This window comes from Veillonella sp., assembly GCF_018381775.1.
Lineage (GTDB): Bacteria > Bacillota > Negativicutes > Veillonellales > Veillonellaceae > Veillonella.
The window spans coordinates 1-22,224 of the sequence record NZ_JAGZRH010000017.1; the positions used below are offsets into that span (position 1 = coordinate 1).

At 40.5% G+C, this 22,224-nt stretch carries 17 protein-coding genes and 1 pseudogene; 1 reads left to right on the top strand and 17 read right to left on the bottom strand.

The genetic code is table 11. The annotated features are described in order from the left end of the window. The 8 genes from KH109_RS09080 to KH109_RS09115 all read right to left on the bottom strand — a co-directional run. On the bottom strand, positions 1–186 hold a 186-nt coding region (locus KH109_RS09080), incomplete at its 3' end, for a GTP-binding protein (protein ID WP_038113538.1). Between the two features lie 50 nt (positions 187–236). After that, the gene (fusA, locus tag KH109_RS09085) at positions 237–2,312 is read right to left on the bottom strand and encodes an elongation factor G (protein ID WP_005385490.1); all 2,076 of its coding nucleotides are present in this window, start codon (positions 2,310–2,312) and stop codon (positions 237–239) included. 15 nt (positions 2,313–2,327) lie between these two features. Continuing rightward, positions 2,328–2,798: a 30S ribosomal protein S7 gene (gene rpsG / locus KH109_RS09090; RefSeq protein ID WP_004693556.1), complete on the bottom strand. Its 471-nt coding sequence runs from the start codon at positions 2,796–2,798 to the stop codon at positions 2,328–2,330. A 52-nt stretch (positions 2,799–2,850) separates the two neighbouring features. After that, positions 2,851–3,225 (bottom strand): 30S ribosomal protein S12, encoded by a 375-nt coding sequence (gene rpsL / locus KH109_RS09095; protein ID WP_004693554.1) that lies wholly within the window; start codon positions 3,223–3,225, stop codon positions 2,851–2,853. A 76-nt stretch (positions 3,226–3,301) separates the two neighbouring features. Further along, a complete protein-coding gene (locus tag KH109_RS09100; protein ID WP_005385487.1) occupies positions 3,302–3,547 on the bottom strand; it encodes a ribosomal L7Ae/L30e/S12e/Gadd45 family protein in 246 nt (81 codons plus the stop codon). 453 nt (positions 3,548–4,000) lie between these two features. Then, positions 4,001–8,203 (bottom strand): DNA-directed RNA polymerase subunit beta', encoded by a 4,203-nt coding sequence (gene rpoC, locus KH109_RS09105; protein ID WP_295218944.1) that lies wholly within the window; start codon positions 8,201–8,203, stop codon positions 4,001–4,003. 29 nt (positions 8,204–8,232) lie between these two features. After that, on the bottom strand, positions 8,233–12,387 hold the full coding sequence (rpoB, locus tag KH109_RS09110; RefSeq protein ID WP_295218946.1) for a DNA-directed RNA polymerase subunit beta: 4,155 nt from the start codon (positions 12,385–12,387) through the stop codon (positions 8,233–8,235). 331 nt (positions 12,388–12,718) lie between these two features. Further along, positions 12,719–14,134, bottom strand: coding sequence for an aspartate ammonia-lyase (locus KH109_RS09115; protein ID WP_178885497.1), 1,416 nt, complete (start codon positions 14,132–14,134; stop codon positions 12,719–12,721). A 262-nt stretch (positions 14,135–14,396) separates the two neighbouring features. Between KH109_RS09115 and KH109_RS09120 the strand changes: the two genes are divergently transcribed. Beyond that, entirely contained in the window at positions 14,397–16,013 is a 1,617-nt protein-coding gene (locus KH109_RS09120; RefSeq protein ID WP_295218952.1) for a glycosyltransferase family 39 protein, read from the top strand. 49 nt (positions 16,014–16,062) lie between these two features. Here KH109_RS09120 and rplL read toward each other — a convergent pair whose 3' ends face one another. From rplL to tuf, 9 genes and pseudogenes are all read right to left on the bottom strand, one after another. Next, entirely contained in the window at positions 16,063–16,431 is a 369-nt protein-coding gene (gene rplL, locus KH109_RS09125; protein WP_005385476.1) for a 50S ribosomal protein L7/L12, read from the bottom strand. A gap of 70 nt (positions 16,432–16,501) precedes the next feature. Continuing rightward, entirely contained in the window at positions 16,502–17,008 is a 507-nt protein-coding gene (gene rplJ / locus KH109_RS09130; protein WP_060924345.1) for a 50S ribosomal protein L10, read from the bottom strand. 174 nt (positions 17,009–17,182) lie between these two features. Then, the gene (gene rplA / locus KH109_RS09135) at positions 17,183–17,893 is read right to left on the bottom strand and encodes a 50S ribosomal protein L1 (RefSeq protein WP_005385473.1); all 711 of its coding nucleotides are present in this window, start codon (positions 17,891–17,893) and stop codon (positions 17,183–17,185) included. A gap of 76 nt (positions 17,894–17,969) precedes the next feature. Continuing rightward, positions 17,970–18,395 (bottom strand): 50S ribosomal protein L11, encoded by a 426-nt coding sequence (gene rplK / locus KH109_RS09140; RefSeq protein WP_004693535.1) that lies wholly within the window; start codon positions 18,393–18,395, stop codon positions 17,970–17,972. 103 nt (positions 18,396–18,498) lie between these two features. Continuing rightward, positions 18,499–19,035 (bottom strand): transcription termination/antitermination protein NusG, encoded by a 537-nt coding sequence (nusG, locus tag KH109_RS09145; RefSeq protein WP_005385471.1) that lies wholly within the window; start codon positions 19,033–19,035, stop codon positions 18,499–18,501. A gap of 12 nt (positions 19,036–19,047) precedes the next feature. Next, positions 19,048–19,269, bottom strand: coding sequence for a preprotein translocase subunit SecE (gene secE / locus KH109_RS09150; RefSeq protein WP_005385468.1), 222 nt, complete (start codon positions 19,267–19,269; stop codon positions 19,048–19,050). Positions 19,270–19,310: 41 nt separating this feature from the next. Then, complete coding sequence (rpmG, locus tag KH109_RS09155; protein WP_004693530.1) at positions 19,311–19,460, bottom strand: 50S ribosomal protein L33; 150 nt, start codon at positions 19,458–19,460, stop codon at positions 19,311–19,313. 207 nt (positions 19,461–19,667) lie between these two features. After that, positions 19,668–21,905: a nitric-oxide reductase large subunit gene (locus tag KH109_RS09160; RefSeq protein WP_119209077.1), complete on the bottom strand. Its 2,238-nt coding sequence runs from the start codon at positions 21,903–21,905 to the stop codon at positions 19,668–19,670. Between the two features lie 177 nt (positions 21,906–22,082). After that, positions 22,083–22,224: pseudogene (gene tuf / locus KH109_RS09165) on the bottom strand (elongation factor Tu); the annotation flags it as partial.

The following is a 22,224-nucleotide window of genomic DNA, read 5'->3' on the forward strand; positions in this document are numbered from 1 at the left end:
TGTGATACCGCGTTCACGTTCTTCTGGAGCTTTATCGATCATGCTGTAATCTTGGAAATCAGCTTGGCCTTTTTCAGCCAATACTTTAGTGATTGCAGCAGTCAAAGTAGTTTTACCATGGTCAACGTGACCGATTGTACCGATGTTAACATGCGGTTTCGTACGTTCAAATTTTTCTTTAGCCATTTTAAATTATCCTCCGAGGAAAATAGTAATTCTATTAATCTAATGTAAGATTAACCGTTTTTCTTTGCTTGAATTTCTTCAGCAATTTTCTTAGGAACTTCTTCGTAATGATCGAATGTCATGGAGTAGTTACCGCGACCTTGAGTTTTGGAACGAAGGTCAGTTGCGTAACCGAACATTTCGCTCAATGGAACATATGCTTTGATATGTTGGTTACCATTACGAGCTTCCATGCCGTCCATGCGACCACGACGGGAGTTCAAGTCACCGATAACGTCGCCCATGTATTCTTCAGGAACGTCTACTTCTACGGACATATATGGTTCAAGCAATGCAGGATCTGCTTTGCGAGCACCTTCTTTAAAGCCCATGGAACCAGCGATTTTGAAGGCCATTTCGTTGGAGTCAACGTCATGGTAGGAGCCGTCAAATACGATAACTTTGATGTCAACCATTGGATAACCAGCGATAACACCGGATTCCATAGCTTCTTTAACACCATTTTCAACAGGTCCGATGTATTCACGAGGAATTGCACCACCTACGACCTTATTTTCAAATTCGAAGCCAGCACCTGGTTCTTGAGGAATTAATTCCAACCAGCAGTGACCATATTGACCACGACCACCAGATTGACGAACGAATTTACCTTCAGATTTAACAGCTTTACGGATAGTTTCGCGATAAGCTACTTGAGGTTTACCTACGTTACATTCTACTTTGAATTCACGGTTCATACGGTCAACGATGATATCCAAGTGAAGTTCGCCCATACCGGAGATAATAGTTTGACCTGTTTCTTCATCAGTACGAACTTTGAAAGTAGGATCTTCTTCTGCCAAACGAGCAAGAGCTGTACCCATTTTTTCTTGGTCAGCTTTTGTTTTAGGTTCAACAGCAACGGAGATAACTGGTTCAGGGAATTCCATGGATTCAAGAATTACAGGATTCTTTTCATCACAAAGAGTATCACCAGTAGTAGTATCTTTCAAGCCTACAGCTGCAGCGATGTCGCCAGCGTAAACCATGTCGATTTCTTTACGAGTGTTAGCGTGCATTTGAAGAATACGGCCGATACGTTCTTTCTTACCTTTTGTGGAGTTGAAAACGTAAGAACCGGATTCCAATGTACCGGAGTACACACGGAAGAACGCTAATTTACCAACATAAGGGTCAGCCATGATTTTGAATGCCAATGCGGAGAATGGTTCATCATCGGAAGAAGGACGAGTAGTTTCTTCTTCAGTACCAGGAACGACACCTTTAATAGCTGGAATGTCGATAGGAGCTGGCATGTAATCCACAACAGCGTCCAATAACATTTGTACACCTTTGTTTTTGTAGGAAGAACCACAAAGAACTGGGAACAATTGGTTAGCAATAACTGCTTTACGCAATGCTGTTTTCAATTCTTCAATGGAGATTTCTTCACCTTCCAAATATTTCATCATAATATCGTCATCAGTTTCAGCGATAGCATCGATCATCATTTCGCGACGAGCTTCAGCTACTTCTTGATATTCTGCTGGGATATCAGTGATTTCATATTCTTTACCGTCATCGGATTTGTAAATTTCCGCTTTCATAGTCATCAAATCGATGATGCCTTCGAAAGTATCTTCAGCGCCGATTGGCACTTGAATAGCTACGGAATTTGCACCCAAACGGGATTTCATCATATCAACTACGTTGAAGAAGTCAGCACCTACAGTATCCATCTTATTTACATAAGCGATACGAGGTACGCCGTAGTTAGAAGCTTGACGCCATACTGTTTCGGATTGTGGTTCAACGCCGCCTTTAGCACTGAATACCGCAACAGAACCGTCAAGTACACGTAGAGAACGTTCTACTTCTACAGTAAAGTCAACGTGACCAGGAGTATCGATGATGTTGATACGATGATCTTTCCAGTGACATGTTGTCGCAGCAGAAGTGATTGTGATACCACGTTCTTGTTCTTGCGCCATCCAGTCCATCGTAGCAGCACCTTCATGTACTTCGCCGATTTTGTGAACAATACCTGTATAGTAGAGGATACGTTCTGTAGTTGTTGTTTTACCAGCATCGATGTGAGCCATGATACCGATATTACGAGTTTTTGCTAGGGAAAACTCTCTTGCCACAGTTGTCACCTCTTATTACCAACGATAATGAGCAAATGCTTTATTAGCTTCTGCCATTTTATGAGTATCTTCTTTTTTCTTGATTGCAGCGCCTGCATTGTTGAAAGCGTCCATCAATTCGCCTGCTAAGCGTTCTTTCATAGTGCGTTCACCACGAAGACGAGCATAGTTTACAACCCAGCGAATACCGAGTGTTTGACGGCGATCAGCACGAACTTCAACTGGCACTTGGTAGTTCGCACCACCGATACGGCGAGCACGTACTTCAAGTACAGGCATAACATTTTTCAATGCTTGATCAAAAACTTCCATTGGGTCTTGACCCATTTTGGAACGAATAATTTCGAATGCATCATATACGATAGTTTCAGCAATGCCTTTTTTGCCATCGTACATAACTTTGTTAATGAAACGTGTTACTAATTTGCTGTTGTACACCGGATCTGGAAGTACATCACGTTTCGGAACAGGGCCTTTTCTTGGCATGTTCAATTCCTCCTTTATAATGATGTGTGTTAGTTTCGTTTAATGGCTAAAATTATTTTTTAGCTTTTTTCGCGCCGTATTTGGAACGACTTTGCATACGGTTTTGTACGCCAGCTGTATCCAATGCACCACGAACGATGTGATAACGCACACCTGGAAGGTCTTTTACACGACCGCCTCTGATAAGTACAACACTGTGTTCTTGTAAATTGTGACCAATGCCTGGGATGTAAGCAGTTACTTCAATAGCGTTTGTCAAACGTACACGGGCAACTTTACGAAGCGCGGAGTTTGGTTTCTTTGGAGTAGCTGTGTACACACGAGTACATACACCACGTTTTTGTGGAGATTCTTGAAGTGCTGGAGCTGTAGATTTTTTAGTCAAGCTCATGCGACCTTTGCGTACTAGCTGATTAATTGTTGGCATTTGGGCACCTCCTTTCCAAATTTGAGATTTATAATTGATCCGTCATAACAAAGTGTTACATCGGATATTACCAAGATTAACGTAGGATACCTACCGCTGTGGCCCGCACTTTAATGCGACACGCACGACCAAGGTCATCCATAGTGTGCTTGTCATTCACAGGTATTCCCTGTTCAGCACAAGCATTTCGTATAGGTCCAACTACACTTTCATCACTATCATGTCCTACGAACACATACTTCACAGTCCCTCGTGCAATGTTTTTCAAGGTTTGCTTGGCACCGATTGTTTTGTTCATCGACTTCAGATGGGCAATGTCCATAGTAAAATTCTCCTTACGAAATTATGCTACTTAGGCATACTTGCCCCTGAGCACTATGTAAGTATACCAATTACACAATCACATGTCAAACGTTTTTCGACGCTCCACACCGCTATACAACTGCATTTTATGTGTACACGTTTCCGTGCGTTTCATAACGGCGAATCATATAAAAATATATGTAATTTTTATGCAAAAACAGCTATTTTATTCTCATTTTTATACATGATTTTCATATTATTTTAATTAATCACATTTCATGTATGCATAATTGATATAACTGAAAAATAAATAGTCATTTTTTATTTCAATTTTATTAACCATATTCAATATATCTATATTATTAAACGTATAGGTTTATTTATTCTTTCTGACAATTACATCTTAACAGAGAAATTTAGTATCTATAAAAAAGAGCGTGCCCTAAGGCACGCTCTCTTCTATTGCAATAGATTATTCTTCTACAGCAGCTTCTTCTGTAATATCGATGATTTCAGGTGTGTTTTTAACAACCTCAATCTTACGGTAACGGCTCATGCCAGTACCAGCAGGAATCAATTTACCGATGATTACATTTTCTTTTAAGCCCAATAATGGATCGATTTTACCTTTGATAGCAGCGTCGGTAAGAACACGTGTTGTTTCTTGGAAGGACGCAGCAGACAAGAAGGAATCCGTAGCCAATGCAGCTTTAGTAATACCCAACAATGTACGTTTGCCTGTAGCATTTTCACGGCCATTAAGAGTAAGACGACGGTTTTCTTCGTCAAAGGTATTAACGTCGACCATATCCCCTGGAAGCATATCTGCATCGCCAGCTGTTTCAACTTTTACTTTATGAAGCATTTGACGAACGATAACTTCGATATGTTTATCGTTAATTTCTACACCTTGAGATTTATATACTTTTTGTACTTCGTAAACGAGGTAACGTTGAGTTGCTTCTGTACCCATTACACGCATAATGTCATGAGGGTTAATAGAACCTTCTGTCAAACGTGCGCCTAAGGATACAACATCACCGTCTTTAACGATAATGCGAGAACCATAAGGGATGAGGTAATCGAGTTCAATACCGTCTTCACCAGTAATGAAGATTGTATTAGTACCTTTTTTACCTTCGTTAGGTACAACGCGAACTGTACCTTCATTTTCTGCGATGATAGCATTACGTTTTGGTTTACGCGCCTCGAACAATTCTTCGACACGTGGCAAACCTTGTGTAATATCGTCACCTGCGACACCACCTGTATGGAATGTACGCATTGTCAACTGAGTACCAGGTTCACCGATGGATTGCGCTGCAATAATACCTACAGCTTCACCAACTTGAACTTGACCACCTGTACCAAGGTCGCGACCATAGCACTTGCGACATACGCCATAAGGGCTGCGGCAAGTCAATACGGAACGGATTTTAACTGTTTCATAGTGTTTTACAACTTCATCAGCCAATGGTTCTGTGATTTCACCGTTAAGAGGAACGATAACTTCGCCAGTTTCTTTATTAACCAATTCTTCAGCTGCAATACGACCTACGATACGATCTTTTAATGGTTCAATAACGCCAGTACCCTCAACGATTGCTTCCACTTCGATACCGTGGATTTCGTTGTTGCGTACTTGTACTTCTTTTACATCGGAGTTAAGGATAGCTTCGATGCCTTCTTCAGTGAGACGTGTATCAGCAGGGAAGATTTCTACACCTTCGCTGTCAACGATAGCATGTACAGTGTCCTTGTTCAACATATTTTGAACCATAGTTTCTTTCAATGTTGCACGGATGCTGTCATCGCTTTCACCTAGAATAATTTTTTGAACCAAATTAGTATGGTTGATATCACTGTCAGAACCCAAATGTACACCGCGCAATGCGATAGATGTTACGCCGGATTCAGCAATATCAGCTAAACATTGTTCGTCTAAGATAGTTTCGGAAGGTACAACAAGTTCCCCTGTTTCTACATTCACAACATCTTTATCTAATACACGACCAATAAGTTTATCTTTTAACAATTCCAATGCTTGACGTGGAGATGTAGCCAAACGAGCGCGTTCACGAACGAGATCGATACCTACAACGTCACAATCGTCCTCGCGAACGATAACGTCTTGAGATACGTCAACAAGACGACGAGTCAAGTAACCGGAGTCAGCTGTACGAAGCGCTGTATCGGCCAAACCTTTACGAGCACCATGAGAGGATGTAAAGTAATCCAATACAGTCAAGCCTTCTTTAAAGTTTGCTTTGATTGGCAAGTCGATGATACGACCAGATGGATCGGCCATCAAACCACGCATACCAGCAAGCTGACGGATCTGTTGTTTGTTACCACGGGCACCAGAGATAGCCATCATGTAAACAGGGTTGAAGCCATCTTTATCGCGCGCCATATTATCCATCATGGCATCAGTAACATCTTCTGTTGCTTGAGTCCACAATTGGATAGTTTTACGGTAACGTTCTTCTTCTGTAATAAGACCACGACGATACAAGCGAGATACTTTTTCTACTTCTTGTTCCGCTGTGTCTAACAAGCCAGTTTTTACTTCTGGTACTTTAATATCTGCAATAGCTACAGTCATACCTGCGCGACGTGCGAAGGAGTAACCCAAGGATTTAATACGGTCCAAGAGTTCTGCAGTCTTTTCATTGCCAAACAATTGGAAGCATTGGTCAACCAATTTACCAACTGTTTTCTTATCCATAACCTTACCTAAAGAGTAAGTGCCATCTTCACGTTTTTCATATTGCCACAATTCTGGGAATAGCGCATTGTTGAAGATCAAGCGACCTGCCGTTGTTTCTACACGGCCATGGTCAGGTAAACGGATATAAAGAATATCTTGTAAGCCAATAATATGAGATTCGTATGCAAGCATTACTTCATCATAAGTAGCAAATGTTTTTGCTTTATCACGAGTATCTTCACGTACAACTGTTAAGTAGTATGTACCCAAGATCATATCTTGAGAAGGTACTGCTACTGGCTTACCGTCCTTAGTGGACAAGATATTATGGCTAGAAAGCATCAATGTACGAGCTTCCGCTTGTGCTTCTACGGACAATGGTAAGTGACATGCCATTTGGTCACCGTCAAAGTCGGCGTTGAAGGCTGTACATACTAATGGATGCAATTTGATAGCACGGCCTTCCCAAAGAATTGGTTCGAAGGCTTGGATACCAAGTCTATGCAATGTAGGGGCACGGTTCAAGAGAACTGGATGTTCTTTGATTACCTCTTCCAAGGCTTCCCATACACCAGGACCGATTCTTTCTACTTGGCGTTTAGCAGCCTTAATGTTGGATGCTTGACCACGTTCTACCAAACGTTTCATAACGAAAGGTTTGAACAATTCCAATGCCATTTCTTTAGGCAAACCACATTGGTGCATTTTAAGTTCAGGACCTACTACGATAACGGAACGACCGGAGTAGTCAACACGTTTACCAAGCAAGTTTTGACGGAAACGACCTTGTTTACCTTTAAGCATATCGGACAAGGATTTTAATGGACGGTTACCAGGACCTGTTACAGGACGACCGCGGCGACCATTATCGATCAATGCGTCAACAGCTTCTTGAAGCATACGTTTTTCGTTGCGCACAATGATATCAGGAGCACCTAAATCTAACAAACGTTTCAAACGGTTGTTACGGTTGATAACACGACGGTACAAATCATTGAGGTCAGATGTAGCGAAACGACCACCATCTAATTGAACCATAGGGCGCAATTCAGGTGGGATAACAGGAACAACATCCATAATCATCCATTCTGGGCGATTGCCAGATTGACGGAATGCTTCTACCACTTCTAAACGACGAACTGCACGGATTTTACGTTGACCACTTGCAGTGTTCAATTCTTCGCGCAATTCAGCATTCAATGCTTCAAGATCAAGTTCTGCTAAAAGAGCTTTTACAGCCTCAGCACCCATGTCGATACATGCGAAGAGAACTTCTTCAACAGCGCCTAATTCATAACGCTCTTCACGAGTTAGTTCTTCGTATTCTTTATCTGCTTCTGGGATTGTTGCATCATCGCGAAGAGCAGCATTATAGCGCTCTTTGCGTTGTGCTTCACGAACGATAGCTAAACGTTCGTTACGTTGAGCTACTGTTTCGATTACGACGGATTTACCACCGATAGTATAACCGTCTTCGTTAAACTGAGCTTCATATTCGCGGTACTCTTGCTCGGACAACAATTGGCGTTTTGCCAATGGAGTACCAGCTGGATCTACTACGATGTAGGAAGCAAAGTATAATACGCGTTCCAAGGAACGTGGGGATACATCAAGGATAAGGCCCATGCGGGATGGGATACCTTTAAAGTACCAAATGTGAGATACAGGAGTAGCCAATTGGATATGGCCCATACGTTCACGACGTACTTTTGCACGTGTAACCTCTACACCACATTTATCGCAGACTACGCCTTTATGGCGAATGCGTTTATATTTGCCGCAGTGACATTCCCAGTCCTTTGTTGGTCCAAAAATGCGTTCGCAGAATAGACCATCACGTTCTGGCTTCAACGTACGGTAGTTAATAGTTTCAGGTTTCTTAACTTCCCCATGAGACCAAGCTAAGATCTGCTCTGGAGAGGCTAAACCGATTCGCATGGAATCGAATTCATTTACGTCTAGCACTACTATCGCTCCCTTCCTTATAGATAGTTTTAGTCTTCATCGTTAGAGGAATCGCCCATTGGGAATGCCAATTGGCTAAGGATATCGTCTTCACCGCCGTTATCAGCAGGTGCTTCTTCCTCTACTTCTGGCTCTACTACAGTTACGTCATCAGTTTCTACTGCACTGCCATCCATAACTTCTTCAATGCCAGTTTCTACCACTTCATCTTCGTCATCAAGTTCTTTCATAACAACTTCTTCTTGATCTTCATTCAAGATTTTTACATCAAGACCAATACTTTGAAGTTCTTTGAGCAATACCTTAAAGGACTCAGGTACACCTGGTTCAGGGATGTTTTCGCCTTTAACGATTTTTTCGTATGCTTTCACACGACCAACAACGTCGTCAGACTTAACAGTTAATAGCTCTTGAAGTGTATAAGCTGCGCCATATGCTTCGAGAGCCCAAACTTCCATTTCCCCGAAACGTTGACCACCGAACTGAGCTTTACCGCCCAATGGTTGTTGTGTAACAAGGGAGTACGGACCTGTGGAACGAGCATGGATTTTGTCGTCAACCAAGTGATGGAGTTTAAGCATGTATACGTAACCAACAGTTACACGGTTATCCATAGGTTCACCAGTACGACCATCGTACAATACTGTTTTACCATCATCGGAACGACCAGCAATGCCTAATGTTTCAAACACATCTTTTTCGTGCGCACCATCAAATACAGGTGTAGCAATATGAATACCTGCTACATCTGGTTTTGGCATGCCATATGTTTCATAATCGTAACCAAGGCCTTCGAGTTCTTGACGAATTTCAACGCGTTTAGCACGAGCAGATTCAATATGGTTCAATGTAGTTTTAACTTTATTAATAGCTTCTAATTCTTCTACAAGAGCTGGATCCATTTCTGGAGCATCTTCTTCAGAGTCGAAGAATTCTACATGAAGTGCATTGTATTTAGCTTCAATAGCTTTAAGTTCTTGATAACGAGCTTCGCCGCCAAGAGCTTCAAGTTTCTTTTGCGCTGCAGATTCTACATGGCCAAGAATTTGAGATTTCAAGTCGATGATTTTTTCATCGATGTCGAAATGAGGAACTGTCACATCTTCTTTAGCTTTTGCTTCTAATTCTTCAATTTCAGCATATAAGCCGCGAATAGCGTCAATTTGTTCCCAATAAGATGCATCAGTACGAGCTTCTTTCAATACATTTTGAATGTGAAGGTCTGTAGCTTTGATTTTCATACCTAAGCCTTGAACAGCCCAACCCAAGTGAGTTTCAAGAACCTGACCGATATTCATACGAGAAGGTACGCCCAATGGGTTCAATACGATTTGTACTGGAGTACCATCTGGAAGGAATGGCATATCTTCTTTTCTCATAACGCGAGAAACGACACCTTTGTTACCATGACGGCCCGCCATTTTATCGCCTTCATGAATCTTACGTTTTTGAGCGATGTATACGCGAACAAGTTTATTTACCCCTGGTTGTAATTCGTCGCCGTTTTCACGAGTGAAGACTTTAACATCTACTACTTTACCAGATTCGCCATGAGGTACACGCAAGGATGTATCGCGAACTTCACGTTCTTTGTCGCCAAAGATAGCGCGTAATAAACGTTCCTCTGGAGTAAGTTCAGTTTCGCCTTTTGGTGTAGCTTTACCTACGAGGATATCGCCAGGATGTACTTCTGCACCAATGCAGATGATACCATCTTCATCTAAGTTTTTAAGTGTGTCGTCACCAGTATTAGGCAATTCACGAGTGATTTCTTCAGCGCCTAATTTAGTGTCGCGTGCATCACATTCGTATTCTTCAATATGAATGGATGTATAGATATCTTCTTTGCAAAGTTCTTCACTAAGCAAGATCGCATCTTCGTAGTTATAACCTTCCCAAGGCATGAACGCTACAAGAACGTTATAACCTAATGCCAATTCGCCGCCATCAGTAGCAGGACCGTCAGCCAATACTTGACCTTTTACAACATGGTCGCCACGATTAACGATTGGTTTTTGGTTAAAGCATGTGGATTGGTTAGAACGAAGGAATTTATTCATACGGTATACATCAACACGACCATCGCTATCGCGAAGAACGTGGATTTCATTACCCCAGCAACGTACAACTTTACCAGCTTCACGTGCAAGTACGCAAACACCGGAGTCAGTAGCTGCTGTATATTCCATACCTGTACCAACAAGTGGAGCTTGCGCACGCAAGAGTGGTACCGCTTGACGTTGCATGTTCGCACCCATCAAGGCACGGTTAGCATCGTCATTTTCAAGGAATGGAATCATAGCTGTACCAATGGATACAACTTCTTTTGGACTAACGTCCATGTAGTCAACCTTATCAGGTGTAACTTCTAATACATCATGACCACGACGACAAGCTACGTGTTCATTAGTAAAGTAACCTTCAGCATCGATTGGAGAGTTCGCTTGGGCAATTGTCATGCCTTCTTCTTCATCAGCTGTCATATATACAACGGAATCAGATACACGAACCTTGATAACTTTGTCTGCATCTTCACCTGTACCATAGATTTTTTCAACCTTACGGTATGGAGCTTCAATGAAACCGAATTCATTTACTTTCGCATAGTTAGACAAGGAGTTGATCAAACCGATGTTTGGACCTTCTGGAGTTTCGATTGGACACATACGGCCATAGTGAGAGTGATGCACGTCACGAACTTCGAAGCCTGCACGCTCACGAGATAAACCACCAGGGCCAAGGGCAGATAGACGACGTTTGTGAGTCAATTCTGCTAATGGGTTTGTTTGGTCCATGAACTGAGACAATTGGGAAGAACCAAAGAATTCTTTGATTGCTGCCACTACAGGACGAATATTAATCAACGCTTGAGGCGTGATAGATTCGATTTCTTGAATTGTCATACGTTCACGAACAACACGTTCCATACGAGTTAAACCAATACGGAATTGATTTTGCAACAATTCACCTACGCAACGAAGACGACGGTTACCCAAATGGTCGATATCATCTGTGTGACCTGCACCATCCATAAGGTTGAGCAAGTAAGAGATGTTAGCGATCATGTCTTCACGTGTTACTGTACGGTGATCATATGGCAAGTTGCAGTTATTACAGATAACTTTGGACTCTACACCATCGTTATTTACGATGTAGAATTCAGCGAAACCTTCGCCATCGAATACATGGCTATTAGCAACGATATCAAGTTGTTCTTCCCCAACTTGTACACCTGCATCAAGGATAATTTCGCCAGTCTCTGGATCTACGATAGGTTGTGCCAATGTTTGACCCAACATACGTTGACGCCAGCCAAGTTTTTTGTTCAATTTATAACGACCAACGCGCGCTAAGTCATAACGACGTGCATCGAAGAACAAGTTATCGAACAAGTTACGAGCGGACTCTACAGTAGGAGGCTCGCCTGGACGTAATTTTTTATAGATTTCAACCAATGCTTCATCAGCAGATTGAGTTGTATCTTTTTCTAATGTACGAACGATGCGTTCATCATATACTGGTAAACCATCTTCATCAGTTTTACCATTCCAGAAGAGGTCAAGGATGCTTTCATTAGTATCCCAACCTAATGCACGTACCAATACAGTAGCTGGTAATTTACGGTTACGGTCAATACGAACAGCCACAACTTCGCTAGCATCAGTTTCAAGTTCAATCCATGCGCCACGGTTAGGAATAACTGTGGAATCGTACAAACGGTTACCCATTGTATCGATTTCTTTATTGTAGTAAACGCCTGGAGAACGTACCAATTGGGATACGATTACACGTTCTGCACCATTGATGATGAAAGTACCTGTGTCAGTCATCAATGGGAAATCGCCCATAAATACTTCTTGTTCTTTAATGTCCATATTTTCTGGATCATTATTTACCAAGCGAATATTTACACGAAGTGGTGCTGCGTAAGTAGCATCACGGTTTTTACATTCATTAATATCATACTTAGGTTCACCTAAGCTGAAACCTTCGAAAGAAAGTACTAGATTACCTGAATTGTCTTTAATCGGAGAAATATCGTTGAAAATATTTTGTAAACCACTCTCCAAGAACCACTCATACGATTTACGCTGAATGTCCAATAAATGCGGCATCTTGATAACTTCGTTAATTTTTGCGTACGTATAACGAGTTCGTTTGCCTACCTGTTCAGGTTTGAACATATTTGCTTTCACCCCTATCAAAACACACTGGTCTACCATTTTCTATAACGGCACGGAAAAGACATCTTACAGGTCTCAGTTTTCCTGCTCGGATAACGTCAAATAAAGCAAGGCCCATTTCATTTTTAAAAATAACCTTGCTTTCCATTAACCAAGCACAACCTTGGAAGAAAACCTCATCACTATTCAAGTTATAGTTTTTATATCCAAAAGCAGGAAACGCTACTTTTGCAATATATAATTCTATCAGTATTAAAAAAGACTGTCAACCAAAAGGGTTGACAGTCTTTCATTTTCATGCTTTATTCATGTATCAAAACAACTGACTATGTTAGTTGCCTTTTTGTTTTAAAAGATTAGCTCCAGCAATACCAGGGCGAGTCATTTCTTTAGGAGAAAGGATATGATTAATTTCATCTTCAGTCAATAAACCTTTTTCCAAGATGATATCACGGATAGCACGACCAGTAGTATAAGCTTCTTTTGCAAGAGAAGATGCTGTTTCATAGCCAAGATGTGGCAACAATGCTGTTACGATACCAACGGAACGATTCAACCAGTATTCGCATTGTTCACGATCCACTTCAAGATCCACGAGTAATTTATCAACGAATGTATTTACGCCGTTTTTGAGGTAGCAAAGATTATTGAACAAATTGTACGCCAATACAGGTTCCATTACGTTCAATTCGAATTGACCATTTTCTACAGCCAATGTAATGGTTAAGTCATTACCGATAACTTGGTAACATACTTGGTTCAATACTTCGGCGATAACAGGGTTAACCTTGCCTGGCATGATGGAAGAACCAGGTTGGCGAGCAGGCAATTTTAATTCCCCAATACCACAACGAGGACCGGATGCCATCAAGCGGAAGTCGTTAGCCATTTTAATCAATACAAGAGCCGTAACTTTCAAACCACTGGAGATATCTGCAAAGATATCTGTATTGTTTGTAGCATCAATTAAGTTTTCCGCAGTGTAGAATGGTTCGCCTACTACTTCACTAAGTTCGTATGCTACATCATGAATATAATTAGGTTCCGCATTAAGACCTGTACCAACTGCAGTAGCACCCATGTTAATTACATGTGCACCTTCAACGGCAGATTTAATACGTTTAATACCGCGGCGAACACCGGATGCATAAGCACCCATTTCTTGACCTAATGTAATTGGCACCGCATCTTGTAAGTGAGTACGCCCCATCTTCAAAATTTCGCTATATTCATCAGCCTTTTTCTCAAGCTCGTCAACAAGGCGTTGTAATGCTTCAAGTAAAGGTTTAGATTTTAAGATCGCACATACCTTGATAGCTGTTGGGAAAGCATCATTTGTAGATTGTGCCATATTACAATGGTTGTTAGGGCTTACAATATCATAGCTTCCTTTTGGATGACCCAAAATTTCACAAGCACGGTTAGCCAATACTTCGTTCATATTCATATTTACAGAAGTACCTGCACCACCTTGAATTGGATCAACAGGGAATTGGTCAGCAAATTGACCTTCAATTACTTCGTCCGCAGCTTGTACAATAGCTTTACCAATAGATACATTTAAGCGACCAGTTTTCATATTTGCTAAAGCAGATGCTTTTTTTACCATTGCCAAGGCTTTGATAAAATCTTGGTCCAAGTGTTTTCCTGTAATATGGAAGTTTTCTAATGCACGAATTGTTTGTACACCGTAATATAATTCATCAGCTACTTCTAATTCACCTAAGAAATCATGTTCTTTTCTCATAATAAATCCTCTTTCTACTATTTTTATACAAAATAGTATTTCAATGAAACGGTTTTATCTTACGCGCTCATTATAGCATGTATTTTGTATACATAAAAGTCATTTCATGTATTCTGTACAAACAATATTCTATACAATATATTATTTCATAAATATTTTTTTTGTAACTATTTCCATATTGATAAAAGCTTTATCTTTCATTGGTTTAATTATTACACGCCCTATAGTACAATAATATAAACTATGTAAGTAAGGAGTAATTATGATTAACAATCACATTCTGCGCATAGGTGCGCTATTTTTATTGACCGTACTAAGTTACGGTTTCTATAATGCCTATCTACCCATAACCGATCCGGTAGAATCCAACTATGTTTTATCTGCTATTACAATGTTAAAACATAACTCATGGATATCCCCCATGATATATGACCAAGTTTGGTATGATAAACCGCCCCTCACCTATTGGGCACTCATGATCAGTTATAAACTATTTGGTATATCTGACTTTACATCGCGTATACCGAATACACTTATTGCTGGTGGCAGTGTAGCACTTATGTATCATCTTGTATATCGTATTAAAGAATCTAAGCATATAGCTGTTATGAGTGCACTGCTTTTATTTAGTGCCTTACAGTTTTGGTACATTTCACACGCAGTCATAACAGACGGCTTTCTCTTCTTCCTTTCACTAGCTATCTTTGGCTATTCTTATCTAGCCTTTGCCAAGAACGACAAATATTCTATGGTAAAAGCTTACGGAGCAGCAGCCTTAGCAGTGGTAACTAAAGGACCGGTCGGTATTGTTCTGCCTGGATTAATACTACTACTATTTATTGCTATACGATGGTTTACAAAAAAAGATAATGATGACTACTCACTAGATAAGGATATTAAATTACTATTTAATCCTTTGGGAATTTTCCTATTTATAATTCTTGCTAGTCCATGGTACATTGCTATGTATTCAATTCACGGTCAAGAGTTCATATCTGGTTTCCTAGGGCTTCACAACATGGAGCGAGCACTTGTATCTGAGCATCCAAAATTCAATGTTTGGTATTATTACCTAATCATTGTCCCTCTTGCTCTATTACCATGGACACCAGCCGTTATTTACCGACTCAAAAACATTACATGGAAAAATAATTTTTATCTTCTCGGCGCCATCTGGTTTGTAGTAATTGTATTATTCTATTCACTAGTGGCCACAAAGTATATAACCTATACGTTACCAGCAATAATCCCATGTCTTATCTGGGGCGCTGAAGCTATCACAACTAGCTGCCATAACAAGAGTAGTAGTTTTAAATATATTGTAACGATTCCATTAGGCATATATACCGTCTTATTTGTAACTGCCAGCATTGCAACACCTGAATTAAATCCAATACCACTAATCATTGCATTAATCACAATAGTATTATTTACACTATTAGCAAAACAGTATAGAAACAAGAAGTTACCATTATCTATATGTTTAGCTACACCGTTAATCATTTTATATACGGCTATTACGATAACGGTAACCCCTATTTTATATGACCAATCAGGCCTTCAATTCAAACCATATATTAAATCTAATACACAGCATACTTATATATATGGTACATACTATACATCGATTTTGTATTATACCGAAAATACACCAACACAAGTATTTGTACATACTACAGATAACCCCCTATGGACAGCAGGCAAAACATTAATGCCAACCATAACACTGGAGGAATTTGACAGAAGAGTATCTGCAGAAAAAGGTGCTATCATTATTGTACCGAACAAATATAGTAAAGAATTTACTAATTCTCCAACAAATATAATATCCACAGAAGTTGGTAAAAATGAATCAACTAGAATTTATCAAATTCAGTAACTAAACAAAAAAGGCGTACCCGAGGGTACGCCTTTTATTATGGCTAGAATTATTTCAATTCTACAGTTGCGCCAGCTTCTTCCAATTGAGCTTTCAAAGCTTCAGCTGCTTCAGTAGCTACGCCTTCTTTTACAGGTGCAGGAGCGCCGTCAACGATAGCTTTAGCTTCTTTCAAGCCAAGACCAGTTGCTTCACGAACAACTTTGATTACGTTGATTTTGGATGCGCCAGCATCTTTCAAGATTACGTCGAAGGAATCTTTAGCAGCGCCGCCTTCAGCACCACCAGCAGCTGCTACAGCTACAGGAGCTGCTGCAGTTACGCCAAATTCTTCTTCAATTGCTTTTACAAGATCATTAAGTTCAAGAATAGTTGCTTCTTTCAATTCAGCAACGATGTTTTCAATGTTCAATGCCATTTTAGTTTTCCTCCATAAAATAGTTTATTGTATCAGTCTTAAGCGACCAATTGATAATGCGCAGAAATTATTATTCTGCAGCTTCTGCAGGTTGAGCTTCTGCAACAGCTTTGACAGCGTATGCAACGTTGCGAACAGGTGCTTGCAATACGGAAAGCAACATGGAAAGCATACCTTCGCGGTTTGGAAGAGATGCAATTGCTTTAACGCCTGCAGCGTCCATAACTTCGCCTTCAACGATACCAGCTTTAACTGTTACAACTTCTTTCTCAGTAGTTTTGATGAATTGTTCGATTACACGAGCAGGTGCAACAGCATCTTCTTTAGAAGTAGCCAATGCAGTTGGACCTTCTAAATGCTCAGCGAAACCTTCAAGATTCAATTCATTTGCAGCAATGCGAGTCAAAGTATTTTTGATTACTTTGTATTCAACACCTTCAGCCAACATTTTGCGGCGAAGATCAGTTGCTTGCGCAACAGTCAAACCAGAGTAACCAATCAATACAGCGCCTTTTGCTTCAGAAAGAGTTTCTTTCATTTGAGCAACGATTGCTTTCTTTTGTTCAGTGACAGCCATTAGATTACCTCCTTGTAGATTTTTTGGTGCTCTATGTACTATCTTAGCGTAAAAAACGACCCCATCGCACGCGATGAGGTCGAACTAGTCCTAGATTGTTCTAGTGTCAGCCTCAGCGGGCGGATTTTCATCCATTATACATACCAGCCGTCTACAGCTAAGAGACATATGTGATTATTGCTCTTTTGTAACGTTGCTCAATTTGAACACGTTCAAAGGCACACCAGGGCCCATTGTAGCGGACAAGGTTACAGATTTAATGTATTGACCTTTAGCTGCTACAGGTTTAGCCTTGATAATAGTATCAACGATTGTACGGTAGTTGTCAAGTAATTTTTCTTCATCGAAGGACGCTTTACCGATGGAGCAAGAAATAATACCTGCTTTATCAGTACGGTATTCGATTTTACCAGCTTTGATTTCGTTTACTGCACGAGCAACGTCTGGAGTTACTGTACCAACTTTAGGGTTTGGCATCAAGCCTTTAGGACCCAAGATTTTACCAAGACGGCCAACTTGACCCATCATGTCTGGTGTAGCAACTACTACGTCGAAGTCGCTCCAACCACCTTGGATTTTAGCTACTAACTCTTCAGAACCTACGAAATCTGCACCAGCTTCTTCAGCTGCTTTAATATTGTCGCCTTTTGCAAATACAAGAACGCGTTTAGTTTTGCCAGTACCATGAGGCAATACTACTGCACCACGAACTTGTTGATCAGCGTATTTAGGGTCGACATTCAAGTTGAAAGCGATTTCAACTGTTTCATCGAAATTTGCAGTTGCAGTTTTCTTAACCAACTCGATTGCTTCTACTGGTTCGTAGAACTTACCAGCTTCAATAAGTTTTACTGCCTCAGCGTATTTCTTACCTACTTTTGCCATTATAATATCCTCCTTATGTGGTCAAACGGGAATTCCCTCCCACCGATTTGCGCCTTATGCGCAAGTCGTACGCTTATTAGTCAACGATTTCAATGCCCATGCTGCGAGCAGTACCTTCTACCATGCGCATACCTTGTTCTACGGTATTAGCATTCAAGTCAGGCATTTTCAATTCAGCAATTTCACGAACTTTATCGCGACCTACTTTTGCTACTTTATCACGGTTAGGTACACCAGAACCTTTTGGGATACCTGCAGCTTTTTTCAATAATACTGCAGCTGGTGGAGTCTTAGTGATGAAGTCGAAGCTACGATCTTCATATACGTTAATAACTACTGGGATAATTAAGCCAGCTTGTTTAGCAGTACGTTCGTTGAATTCTTTTGTGAAAGCAACGATGTTAACACCTGCTTGACCTAGTGCAGGACCAACTGGTGGTGCTGGAGTAGCTTTAGCGGCTTCAATTTGTAGTTTTACTTGTTTAACTAATTTCTTAGCCATGGGTAATTAAACCTCCTATGCTTATACTGTGGTGGTAACGGATATATATCCTCCCACTGGCAACCAAAATCGATTGCTCTTTTTTAGAGTTATAATATATATATTAAAGAGCTTTCTCAATTTGAGAGAACTCTACCTCTACCTCGGTATCTCGGTTGAACATTTCCACATTAAGTTTCAATGTTCCTTTTTCAGGGTTAAGTTCGGTAATAACACCTAGTTTATCTTCAAAGGCCCCGGACGTAATGCGTACCGTTTCACCAACTTCTACATCGATGTTGATGCTTGGTTTCTTATCCAAGCCCTGAGACTTAAGTATATGTTCTACTTCGGAATCAGAAAGTGGAACTGGTTTAGTGGCAGAGCCAACGAAACCTGTTACACCTGGTGTGTTACGTACAACATACCAAGAGCGGTCGTTAACTTCCATTTCAACCAATACGTACCCAGGAAATATCTTACGTTTTACTACTTTTTTAACCCCATCTTTTTCATCTATTTCGTCTTCAAGAGGTACCAAAATACGGCTAATCACATCTTGTAGACCCATAGACTGAACTTTAAGTTCAAGAGTGGTTTTAACTTTATTTTCGTAGCCTGAATAGGTATGAATTACATACCACTTCTTATCTGCTTCCATGAAATGGCCCCCTTATCCAACAAAGTGCAACAACGTATTAAAAAGTTGGGCAAAGACTGCATCAAGTACATAAATAATAAAGGCGATAAAAATCGTCACTAAAAATACTACTATTGTGTAATTGATGAGTTCTTTTTTTGTTGGCCAGACTACTTTTTTAAGTTCAGCTTTCACACCGCGGAAGAATTTTCCAAATCCACCACGCTGCTGCACTGCTGAGTTAGACTTTGCCATTGTTTCACATCCTCAAATCAACAGGTAATGAATGATAAGAATTATTTTGTTTCACGGTGTAATGTATGTTTACCGCAGAATTTGCAATATTTCATCATTTCAATACGATCAGGATTGTTCTTTTTATTCTTGTTCGTTTGATAGTTACGTTGTTTGCAATCTGTGCAAGCTAAAGTAATGGCATTACGCATCCGGATACACCTCGCTTTTTATTTACTAATCTGTCTCTTGTACTCGAAAACCCTCGACTACATACTAAAGAAATATATCATACGTAGCAAGTGATGTCAAGAATTTTGAGCAACTCAAAAAAGCCAGGCACATGTACCTGACATGGATAGTATAACAAAAAATGGCGTTCCTTGTCTATAAAGGAACGCCATTAATATGGTACTAAATTAAGATTTCTTCGTAAATAGAACTTTTACAATTTGCCAGAAGAATGCTACAGCACCAACAATTAGTATCGTATCGCCGATGAGACGAGCCCACCGCAAGTTTTGTAACAATGGTTGTTGCATAAATTCTTCACTGCGCGCAAACCATAAGCCATGTGTGATACTAGCCCAGGATTGGATAAGACCGATTGGCAATAAGCTAATAAGCACCATCAATGCAAGCCCTATATTGAGAGCCCAGAAACCGAACTTCATTAGCTTATCGTTAAATTCTACTTCAGGTCGGATATAGCGAGCAATAAGGAATACAAATCCTAGACTTAAGAAACCATACACACCAAACAATGCTGTGTGGGCATGTACTGCAGTTGTATTAAGACCTTGGATGTAGAACAAGGATACAGGCATGTTGATCAAGAACCCAAATACCCCTGCCCCCACTAGATTCCAGAAGGACACGGCAATGAAACAATACACAGGCCATTTTAGACGATGCATCCAAGGAGCACTATGAAGACGTGTATAGTTTTCAAAAGCTTCATAACCTAAGAGTACAAGTGGTACTACTTCTAACGCAGAGAAGGATGCGCCTGTTGCCACGATAGTGGATGTAACACCTGTGAAGTATAAATGATGGAATGTACCAGGGATACCACCGATGAGATAAATAGCCCCAGAAGAGATGGCCGCAACTGTACCAGCACGGTACGATACAAGCCCTAATGTAACAAAGATAAATGCCATCAATGTAGTGGAGAATACTTCGAAGAAGCCTTCAACCCAAAGATGGATTACCCACCAACGCCAATACTCCATAATCGCCAAATGGCTATGTTCACCATAGAATAACCCTGGACCATAGAAGATACCTACCATGATAACGGAGAATATGAAGGCTGCAATGAGGTTTTTATCTCCTTTTTGCTTGAATGCACCAATAATGCTACGTATCATGAGTACAAGCCAGAATAAAATACCAATGTATTCAATCCACTGCCAAATACGACCCAACTCGATATATTCGTAACCTTGGTGTCCGAGAAGGAAATTCCACGCTGCTGGAATTTGATGTGCTACGCCTAAATATGTACCAGCGAAGGAACCTACTACAAGAACTACAAGAGCCCAGAATAAGATGTCCACCCCAAGCTTTTGATATTTAGGATCTTTACCACCATTAATGATTGGTGCCAAGAATAGACCAGCACTCAAGAATGCCATCGCAATCCAGAACAAAGATGCCTGAATATGCCATGTACGCGCAATAGAATAAGGGAAATATTGCGCTAATGGAATACCATAGAACGCTTGACCTTCTACAGTATAGTGGGCAATAATCCCACCCATTCCCAATTGGAATAAGAACAATGCTAGGATTGTAAACAAATATTTACCTAATGCACGTTGAGATGGCGTTAACGTGATCTTGCTAATTGGATCTTCTGTTGGTGGAACCAATGCATGGTCATCATCCTTTTTACCAAAGGCCCATAACCATACAACTACACCAATGCCACATAATAAGATAATAACACTCACAACAGACCATGCGATACTTTCAGGTGTAGGATTATGATCCAACAAAGGTTCATGTGGCCAGTTGTTTGTATACGTTGCATCTGTACCAGGACGTTGTGTAGATGCCATCCAAGTAGTCCAGAAGAAGAAGCGTGCCATATCAATGCGATCTTGTAACTCAGGTAACGTGTTATCCTTCATCGCAAAATGATCACGAGTCAATGTTAAATCAGGATTATCACCGTACAACTCAACAAAATAACGACCAGTTAAATTCATTGCCGTAATTCGTTCTGGAGATAAAACAACAGTTCCATCTTCACGGACTGCACTACCTAAATACTCTTTTTTCACAACTTCTTTAACAGCTGCTTGTTGTACAGGTCCCAATTGGTCATAAAGAGCTCCAAAGGCCTCTTGAGATTTAATATCCAACATCACAGATACTTCTTTATGTAACCAATCTGCTGTCCAGTCAGGCGCTTGATATGCGCCATGACCTAAAACGGTCCCTACCGATTGACCACCTGTAGATTGCCATGCCGATTGACCATGTAAAATATCTTCCTTAGTGAACAAGACCTGTCCATCTTGAGATACATACGCAGTCGGCACTGGCGGTGCTTGATGATACACATCAGTACCTAGATAACCAAGAATAGAAAAACCAATAATAAGAACGGCTACTACGGCTATCCAATACTTTTTGTATTCACCCATCACATTACCTCCTTTTCTATAAAAACACAAAAGGAGAGCCTTTGCTCTCCTTGAGGTAATAATAGCACTATTAGTAGAATAATTCTGTATCTTTGGTTACAAATACAATAAACAATATATAAATTAATACAAAAATAGGACCCCAATTGGGGTCCTATTTACTACAAAGATTATGAATTAACCTTCGATTTCAGTTACAACGCCAGCGCCTACTGTATGGCCACCTTCGCGGATCGCGAAACGAAGACCTTCTTCGATAGCGATTGGAGTGATCAATTCGATATCCATTGTTACGTTATCGCCAGGCATACACATTTCT